A 6,116-nucleotide genomic window follows, 5' to 3' on the forward strand; every position below is an offset into this window, starting at 1 on the left:
TTTATTATATCATAAATATGTATAAACACATAAAAAAAATTTTAAACTTAATGTAATATAAATAATTATTTGATATTATTATAGATAAATAAGAATTTGTAGAGGAGAATAGCAATGAATTTAAAGGATTTAAAATGGACACGTGAGCCAGAACATTACAAAATAGATGATAATAAAATTGAAATTATTACAAAACCACATACTGATTTATGGCAAAGAACATATTATCATTTTCAAAATGATAACGCCCCTGTTTTACAGATGGAAACAGATGAAAAGTATTTTAGTTTCGTAGTAAAAACAGAGTTTAATGAAAGTAATCATAGATTTGACCAATGTGGTATTGTTATGTATTTAGATAGTGAAAACTGGTTAAAAGCATCCATAGAGTATGAAAATAATAAATATCAACATTTAGGAAGTGTTGTAACAAATCACGGGTATTCTGATTGGGCTACTACGACTATAGATGCTTCTGTTAAATCTATGTGGTATCGTTTAAGTAGAAGAGAAGATGATTATTGCATAGAGTGTTCTTCTGATGGGATTACTTTTAATCAGATGAGGATATGTCATATGTTTCATGGAGATGGTAAAATTACTTTTGGTATTTATGCATGTTCACCAGAGGATTCTTCATTTAAAGCGATATTTACTAATATGCAAATCATGGAATGCCAGTGGAAAGCTCATGATGGACAGCAACCAGACAAAAATTTTTAATATTTTTCCATAAAAAACAACCTTCTCTGGAGATTTAATATTATCAGAGAAAGCTGTTTTATTTTCTAGTCTAAAAATTTTTCACTTCAAAACCAATTATTTAGTCATTTTTTTACCGTTTTGAGTCATAGCATTTATCTTAAGTGGTAATGTGAATAAGTTTATGAAGCCTTCAGCATCTTTGTGGTCATATAATTCACTGTCACCAAATGAAGATATACTTTGATCATATAATTTGTGGTCACTGAATATTCCAGCTGGTTTTATGTTACCTTTGTATAATCTTAATTTTACAGAACCTGTAACATTTTCTTGAGTTTCATCCATGAAAGCATTTATTGCTTTACAAGTTTTAGAATACCATTTACCATTGTATATTAAATCAGCGAATTCAAGTGATAATCTTTGTTTTAAGTGAAGAGTATCTTTATCTAATGTAGCACTTTCTAAGTAGTTGTGAGCTGCATAGAATATTTCTCCTCCTGGAGTTTCATATATACCTCTTGATTTCATACCAACTAATCTGTTTTCTAATATATCAACTATACCTATACCGTGTTTAGCACCTAATTTGTCAACTGCTTCAACTAATTCTACTGGTGATAATTTTTCTCCATTTAAAGATACTGGTATACCTTTTTCGAATCCTATTTCTACATATTCTGCTTCATCTACTGCATCTTCTGGTGAACAAGTTTTTTTGTAGATGTCTTTGTTGTGTTCGTTTTCTAAGTATTCTATATCTCCACCTTCAGTAGATACATGCCATAGGTTGTCGTCTACTGAATATATTTTTTTCTTAGTTGCTGTTATTGGTATATTGTGTTCATTTGCGTAGTCTATTGCATCTTCTCTTGATTTTATATCCCAGATTCTCCATGGAGCTATAACCTTTATAGATGGATCAAGTGCTGCTATAGTTCCTTCAAATCTAACTTGGTCGTTTCCTTTTCCTGTACAACCGTGGCATATGTATTTAGCCCCTTCCTTTTGAGCTATTTCAACTAATTTTTTAGCTATTATAGGTCTAGCTAAAGCTGTTCCTAGAGGATATCTATTTTCATATAGAGTTTCTGCTTTTATTGCTTGATATATAGTAGTAGTTATGAATTCTTCTCTTAAATCTTCAACATACGCTTTTATAGCTCCACTTGCTTTAGCTTTTTCTTCTATTTTACTCATGTCGTCATCTTGACCAACAAATCCACAAACTGCTATAACATCTAAATCATAATTTTCTTTTAACCATGGAATAGTTATTGAAGTGTCTAATCCACCTGAATATGCTAATACAACTTTTTCTTTCATTTTTATTGTCCTCCTAATAAATCACGTTATTTTAATTAAAAAAGCCTCTTAGTAATAATTACTAAGAGGCGACATTGCGCGGTACCACTCTTATTAATAAATTTATCCTAATTATATAAAAAACGCCTCTTGTAAAATCAAGAGACGAAATACTTCCGCGTTACCACTCTAATTAATAAGATAAACTTATTCACTCTCCCTTTTAAGGCAAGGTACTCCTATTATCCTACTGAAATTTCAGATAATCTTCTCCAAAGCTCTCTTCATTTATCTCATCATTACCGAGCTTCCACCGTCCTCGGCTCTCTATAAATTTAAAATAAACTACTTTCTTCTTCAACGAATTTGTCTTATTAAATATTTATGAATTAATAATAAATCAAATGGGTAAAAATGTCAACAGTATTTTGTATATATTATTCTAATATTTTACTCTGTATAAAAACAAACCTTTTGCTGGAGCAGTTTCAGGGGATTTTGATCTATCCTTTAATTCTAGTATATTTTTTACTTCTTGGGCTGTAATTTTGTGGTGACCTGCATCTATAAGTGTTCCCACGATTATTCTTACCATATTGTATAAAAATCCATTTCCCTCTACGTATATTTCTATAATACCGTCATTTTCGTTTATAGCTATAGAGTAAATTTCTCTTATATGGCTTTTCTTTTTAGATCTAGACGAGCAAAAGCTCGTGAAGTCGTGTTCTCCTATAAATACCTTGGAAACTTCTCTCATAGAGTCCAAATCTAGTTTTTTTGCCACATGACAAGTGTACTTTCTGTTAAATGGACTTGGGTATTTGTTGTTGTCTATTTTGTATAGATACACCTTTCTCTTGGCGTTATATCTGCTGTGAAATCTGTCGTCTACCTCTTCTATAGATTTTATTCCTATTGATTGTGGCAGGTATTCGTATAAATACTTTTGGATTTTACTTAGTGAATAGTCGCAGTTTGTCTTGAAATTGACTACCTGTCCATATGCGTGAACTCCCATATCAGTTCTTCCAGATCCTATTATTTCTATATTCTCACCTGTCAATTGACTTAAAACAGCTTCTAGCTTGCCTTGTATTGTATTTTGATTGTCCTTTAGCTTTTGAAAGCCCTTAAAATTGCTTCCATCGTATTCAATTACCATCTTTATGTTTCTCATGTTTTTCCTCTTTTCTTTTTGATAAGAGAAAAAAATGTGAATAAATCACATTTTTCCCTATTCTGCAATATCATCTATTAAATTATTTTTTAAAGTGAACGTGATATTTGTTCCTTCTCCTTTTTCGCTTTCTAGTATCATTTTTCCTTTGTGAAGCTTTATAATCTCGTTGCTTATTGCAAGGCCTATACCGCTTCCTGATTTGTTGTAATCCTCTTGGAAAAATTTTTCTAAAACTTTATCTAGATTTTGCTTTTCTATTCCGATGCCGTTATCTGTTACAGAAAAAGTCGTATACTCTTCTCCCTGTGATAATCTCACAACTATATATCCGCCTTCATCTGTGAACTTAATCGAATTTTGTACAAGGTTGATTAATACCTGTCTAAGTCTGTTTTTGTCTCCCTGTATCTCGACTATATCTCTTTCTTTTGTATTAAATTCTGTAAGTAGAGTTATATTTTTCTCACGCGCCTTAACTCCAAGCTGATTTACTACATCCTTGGCAAGCTTAGCCACGTTTACATTGCCTATTTGAAGTCTTATTCTGTCTGATGCTAAGCGTGAGAAATCTAAAAGCTCCTCTACTAATGTTATAAGTCTCTCTGTTTCATCCTGTATAATTCCAAGCCCTAAATCGAGCTCCTCTTTGCTTATTCCCTCATAGCCTAAAGTTTCACTCCATCCCTTTATAGATGTAAGAGGTGTTCTAAGCTCATGAGAAACTGAGGATATAAATTCCTCTTTTAATTTTCTAGTTTTATCTATTTCCTTTGCCATATGCTCAAAGGTTCTGACTAGATCTCCAATTTCATCGTCGTGTAGCTTTTCGTTATTTAAAGTTATATTGTAATTTCCTTGAGCCAGCTGATTTGCGGTTTTTTTCAAATCCTGTATAGGCTTTATTAGAGAATCGGCAAATCTCAAGCTCAAAAGAAAACAAATAAACAATATAAAAATCCCTCCGAAAAAAATACCAATTCCCATCCTTATCATGACGTTGTCTACTTCATTTAAGGATATACTGTACCTAACTACACCTTCGATAGAATTATTTATTTTAATCGGGACAGATATACTCATTACGTGGTCCTTTGTCTTTAAGATGTTATATGTGAAGATGTTGTAGCCTTCAATCCCTGCAAGTGCATTATTTATATCATCGTAATTTAATTTTTCTCCAGTTTTTATACCGTATTCATCGAGTAATACCTCTTTGTCCTTATTTATAATTTGAATTCCTAGATTGATGTCCTTATTGACACCCTCTCTTTCCAATATGTCGTTTATAGCGTCTTCAAAGCTCGTAAAATTTGTAGCTGAAATATTATCCACCTGTTGCTCTAGATAAGTCCTAGCCATTCCATGGTAATACTCCTTCATATAAAATATAAATAGAACCTCGAATAATACGACAGTAATTGCAATCATTATAAAATAGTATTTTACTACCCTTCTTCTCAAGCCTTCTAAATGCAGTACCAACTTTAGTCTTCCTTTCTAAAACAATATCCAAATCCCCAAATAGTTTGTATATATTTTGGTTTTGATGGATCATCCTCTATTTTATTTCTTATTCTTCTTATGTTTACGTCTACTATTTTGAAATCATATAGATAATTATTACCCCATACCTCAGTTAATATTTGATCTCTACTTAGAGATTCCTTGGCATTTACCATTAAATATTTTACTATAGAAAATTCTGTAGGAGTTAATTCTATTTCTTTGCCGTCTTTGAATAATTTTCTCTTGTCCAAATCAAGCACAAAAGGATCTGATACTATTTTATTTAATTTCATAGAGCTTTCTTCTTTTTTAACTCTTCTAAGTAAAGCAGCTACTCTAACTAGCAATTCCTTTATACTAAATGGCTTTACTATATAATCATCAGCACCAGATATAAATCCTTCTAACTTGTCCTCTTCTTGAGCCTTTGCAGTAAGCATTATTATACCGACTTGATCAAATTTTTGTCTTATATATTTACATACCTCTATACCACTCATGTCAGGAAGCATTACATCTAAAAGAGCTATTGAAATATCGTTATTTGATGTTATCTTTTCTATAGCTTCACTACCGCTACCTGCTTCTATTATCTCATATCCTTCTCTTTTAAGGTTTATACTTACAAAGCTTCTTATTCCTATTTCATCCTCTAAAACTAATATTTTTTCCTTCATCTTTATCCTCCATCTAAGTTTATTCACTTATTTTTGAAAAATACTCTTTTATTATATCTACAGTTAAGTCAAATTTTTTCAATTGCTTTTCATTCACATCGGAAATAGAAAATGTATATTTTTCTGTTTCAAATAAATCTACATTTGATTTTTTTATATTGTTTGTGTCATCGACTATATTTTTTTCAACCAAATTCAATGTAAATAGATCTTTTTTAATCTCCTCATTCTGAGTATTATAAAAATTATTTGAATCGTAGTAATAGAATTTATATACTCTAAAACTGTTATTTGTATCTTCAGTTTCTTCAGTGACATATATTTTCCCAACTAAATTATTTGGTATTAAAAATTTAAAATTATTTTCATAATTATAATAAATTTGGTTTACAAATAGCAAGTCCGCATCTTTACCTTTTTTCTCATTGTACTTATTCCAGCTCACTATTGCACTTGTAGGTGAAGCATCTGTAATAAAGGTATCAATAGTTACGCTATTTGACTCTATAATAGGTATATTAGTTATTCCATCTTTATTAATATCTTCAAATTTAACGTAGTACGAATTGAATATATTTTCGTGTTCTTCAAATGCATCTACAAATTTATTATCTTCTAAATAAATTATATCTGTCATGTAACCGCTTTTTTTAGTATATGGTAGTGATAAGAACAATGCCTTCTTGCCATTTGATGTTATATCTCCAATAGATATATTTATTTCTTCAAAATTATCTACA

The 6,116-nt window shown here is 30.5% G+C and carries 5 protein-coding genes, 1 pseudogene and 1 other annotated feature; of the genes and pseudogenes, 1 reads left to right on the forward strand and 5 read right to left on the reverse strand.

The genetic code is table 11. The features are described from left to right. Nucleotides 1-114 precede the first annotated feature (114 nt). Complete coding sequence (locus SPD90_RS08740; protein ID WP_320924973.1) at nt 115-723, forward strand: DUF1349 domain-containing protein; 609 nt, start codon at nt 115-117, stop codon at nt 721-723. 96 nt (nt 724-819) lie between these two features. Here SPD90_RS08740 and SPD90_RS08745 read toward each other — a convergent pair whose 3' ends face one another. From SPD90_RS08745 to SPD90_RS08765, 5 genes and pseudogenes are all read right to left on the reverse strand, one after another. Then, complete coding sequence (locus tag SPD90_RS08745) at nt 820-2,031, reverse strand: argininosuccinate synthase (protein WP_320924974.1); 1,212 nt, start codon at nt 2,029-2,031, stop codon at nt 820-822. 137 nt (nt 2,032-2,168) lie between these two features. After that, nucleotides 2,169-2,380, reverse strand: a binding site (T-box leader). A 72-nt stretch (nt 2,381-2,452) separates the two neighbouring features. Next, nucleotides 2,453-3,190 (reverse strand): tRNA pseudouridine(38-40) synthase TruA, encoded by a 738-nt coding sequence (truA, locus tag SPD90_RS08750; protein WP_320924975.1) that lies wholly within the window; start codon nt 3,188-3,190, stop codon nt 2,453-2,455. A gap of 57 nt (nt 3,191-3,247) precedes the next feature. After that, nucleotides 3,248-4,621, reverse strand: a complete 1,374-nt coding sequence (locus SPD90_RS08755) for a sensor histidine kinase (protein ID WP_320924977.1) — start codon at nt 4,619-4,621, stop codon at nt 3,248-3,250. A 56-nt stretch (nt 4,622-4,677) separates the two neighbouring features. Continuing rightward, nucleotides 4,678-5,376, reverse strand: a complete 699-nt coding sequence (gene walR, locus SPD90_RS08760; protein ID WP_320924976.1) for a cell wall metabolism DNA-binding response regulator WalR — start codon at nt 5,374-5,376, stop codon at nt 4,678-4,680. Nucleotides 5,377-5,395: 19 nt separating this feature from the next. Then, nucleotides 5,396-6,116: pseudogene (locus tag SPD90_RS08765) on the reverse strand (hypothetical protein); the annotation flags it as partial.

Source organism: Intestinibacter sp. (assembly GCF_034113885.1).
Lineage (GTDB): Bacteria > Bacillota > Clostridia > Peptostreptococcales > Peptostreptococcaceae > Intestinibacter.